General features: G+C 74.6%; 3 protein-coding genes. All 3 read right to left on the reverse strand.

The window, feature by feature from the left end:
• The coding region (locus GTQ99_RS22260) for a TOPRIM nucleotidyl transferase/hydrolase domain-containing protein (RefSeq protein WP_205708028.1) at nt 1-319 on the reverse strand (319 nt) is incomplete at its 3' end.
• Nucleotides 320-345: 26 nt separating this feature from the next.
• Nucleotides 346-1,722: an NAD(P)/FAD-dependent oxidoreductase gene (locus GTQ99_RS22265; protein ID WP_166617864.1), complete on the reverse strand. Its 1,377-nt coding sequence runs from the start codon at nt 1,720-1,722 to the stop codon at nt 346-348.
• Nucleotides 1,723-1,835: 113 nt separating this feature from the next.
• Nucleotides 1,836-2,321: a VOC family protein gene (locus GTQ99_RS22270; RefSeq protein ID WP_166617865.1), complete on the reverse strand. Its 486-nt coding sequence runs from the start codon at nt 2,319-2,321 to the stop codon at nt 1,836-1,838.
• Nucleotides 2,322-2,361 lie beyond the last annotated feature (40 nt).

A 2,361-nucleotide genomic window follows, 5' to 3' on the forward strand; every position in this document is an offset into this window, starting at 1 on the left:
CGGTGGCGCGGGCCCGCGAGGGGGTGGGCGAGCGCCGCCACGCGCCGCCGTCGCCGTCGAGGACCACGTGCACGGCGGCGCCGTGGGCGCGGCAGAGCGCGGCCGCCAGCGGCAGCACGTGCTTGCCGCCGGCGGCCGCGACCCGCACGCCGCTGCCCTCCAGCAGGACGCCGAAGACGGCCGCGTCGGTGGCGCCCTCCACCAGCAGCACCCGGGCGGCGCCGGCCACCGAACGCGCGAAGCCCGCCGGCAGCGCGGTGTGCGCCAGCCGGCGGGCTCGGGCGGTGCTGGTCCGCAGGGAGGCGGCGACGAACGCCACCGCCTCCTCGCCGACCACGGCCGGGGTCAGCCGACCTTCGGCTTGTCCTCGGCCTTCGGGTAGATCTCGGTGTTCTGCGCGGTGGTGATGAGCGCGTCCTCGGGACGGGTCGCGTTGATCGCCACGGACTGCGGCGGCAGCACCGCGTGCAGCGCCCAGTCGGTGAGCACCCGGATGCGGTTGCTCATCGCCGGCAGCGCGTACAGGTGGTACCCGCGGGCGACGATCTTGGCCGGGAAGCCGGTCAGCTCGATGCCCAGCGGCTTGGCCACCGCGGTCGTGCCGCCGAGGTCGGCGACCAGGCCGAGGTCCTTGTGGACGTAGTCCTTGGCGACGCCGATGCCGAAGCTGGCGGCGACGTTCTTGCCGACCTGGGTGCCCTGGCGCTGCGCGTGCTGCGCGGTGGGCGGGGTGACCGGCTGCGGGCCGTCGGCCGGCTTCGGCTTGGCCAGGTCCGGCACGGCGGCCGCGTCACCGGCGGCCCAGATGTCCTCGGCGACGCGCATCTGCGCGTCCACCACGAGGCGGCCGCGGTCCAGCGGCAGGCCCAGGGTGGCCATCAGCGGGTTCGCGACGATGCCCGCGCCCCAGATGAGGGTGCGCGAGGGGATCGCCGCGCCGTCGGTGAGGTTGATGACGTTGCCCTCGACGGAGGCGACGGAGACGCCCAGGCGCACGTCGATGCCGCGGCCCTTGAGGGCGGACAGCGCGTACTGGCCCAGGCGCGGCCCGAGCTCCGGCAGGACGGCCGGTGCCACGTCGATGAGCAGCCAGCGGACGTCCTTGACGTCGATGCGCGAGTAGCGGTCGGCCACCCGGGTCAGCCAGCGCTGCGTCTGGGCCACGATCTCGGTGCCGGTGTAGCCGGCGCCGACCGCGACGACGGTCATGCGCTCGGCGCGCTCGGCGTCGAAGCGCGGGTCGTCGGGCAGGGCGTCCGCCGCGTCGAGCTGCGCGATGAGGTGGTCGCGCACGAACGCGGCCTCGGTGATGGTCTTCACGCCGCGGGCGGACTCGGCCACGCCGGGGATCGGGAAGCGCCGGGTCACCGACCCGGGGGCGAGGATCAGCTTGTCGTAGGAGAGCACCTGGGTGCCCTGCTCGACCTGGCCGCGCTCGCTGCGGGAGATGGTGATCGTCTTCGCCTCGACGTCGACCGAGGTGGTGTGGCCGACGACGAGCTTGTGCTTGGGCAGGGCCTGCCGCAGCGAGACCGCGACGTGGCGCGGCTCGATGACGGACGCGGTGACGTCCGGCAGCAGGGGGCTGTAGGTGAGGTGGTCGGTGGGGCTGACGATCACCAGCTCCGCCGTGGAGGCCGGGAGGAGCTTCTCGAGCTTCTTGCCGGCGTACAGGCCGGTGAAGCCACCCCCGACGATGACGACACGCTGTCGATCGACCATGTGGACACCTCTTGTCTCTGGCTCGCCGGGATCGTGGTTCCCGCTTCGGCACACGATCCTCCCACGGCACCGCGCGGAGCTTCACGCGGTGTCACGTCGACCCCGCCGCAGGGTCACCCGCGGGTGCTCGCGGGTGCCTGCGCGCGGCCGTCGGCGGCGGCCTCCAGGTCGGCCACGACGAGGCGGCGCATCCCGAGCATCGCCTGCAGCGCGCGCTGCGCGCGGTCGGGGTCCGGGTCGCCCAGCAGCTCGCCGAGCCGGGTGGGGACCACCTGCCAGGACACGCCCCAGGGGTCCTTGAGCCAGCCGCACATCGACTCGCTGCCGCCGCCGGCGAGCAGGCCGTCCCAGCAGCGGTCGACCTCGGCCTGGTCGGCGCACAGGACCTGGATCGAGAACGCCTCGGTGGGCGGGAAGCCCGGACCGCCGTTGAGGCACAGGTACTCCCGATCGCCCAGGCGGAAGGAGACCGTCAGCGGAGCCTGCCCCGGGCCGGGGGTGGTGCCGGTGATCGCGGAGCCGGGGAAGAGGGAGACGTAGCGCTCGGCGGCGGCCAGGCCCTGGTCGTCGAACCACAGGCAGGGCACGGTGCTGCTCATCGGGGGGTCCTCTCGGAGGGGCGGGCCGGCTGTCGGGGGG

The sequence above is a fragment of the Kineococcus vitellinus genome (assembly GCF_009906315.1).
GTDB classification, from domain to species: Bacteria; Actinomycetota; Actinomycetes; order Actinomycetales; family Kineococcaceae; genus Kineococcus; species Kineococcus vitellinus.

Bases quoted from the DNA above. Each gene is read 5' to 3' on its own strand.
- GTQ99_RS22265 (WP_166617864.1), bottom strand. From the start codon at position 1,722: ATGGTCGATCGACAGCGTGTCGTCATCGTCGGGGGTGGCTTCACCGGC.
- GTQ99_RS22270 (WP_166617865.1), bottom strand. From the start codon at position 2,321: ATGAGCAGCACCGTGCCCTGCCTGTGGTTCGACGACCAGGGCCTGGCC.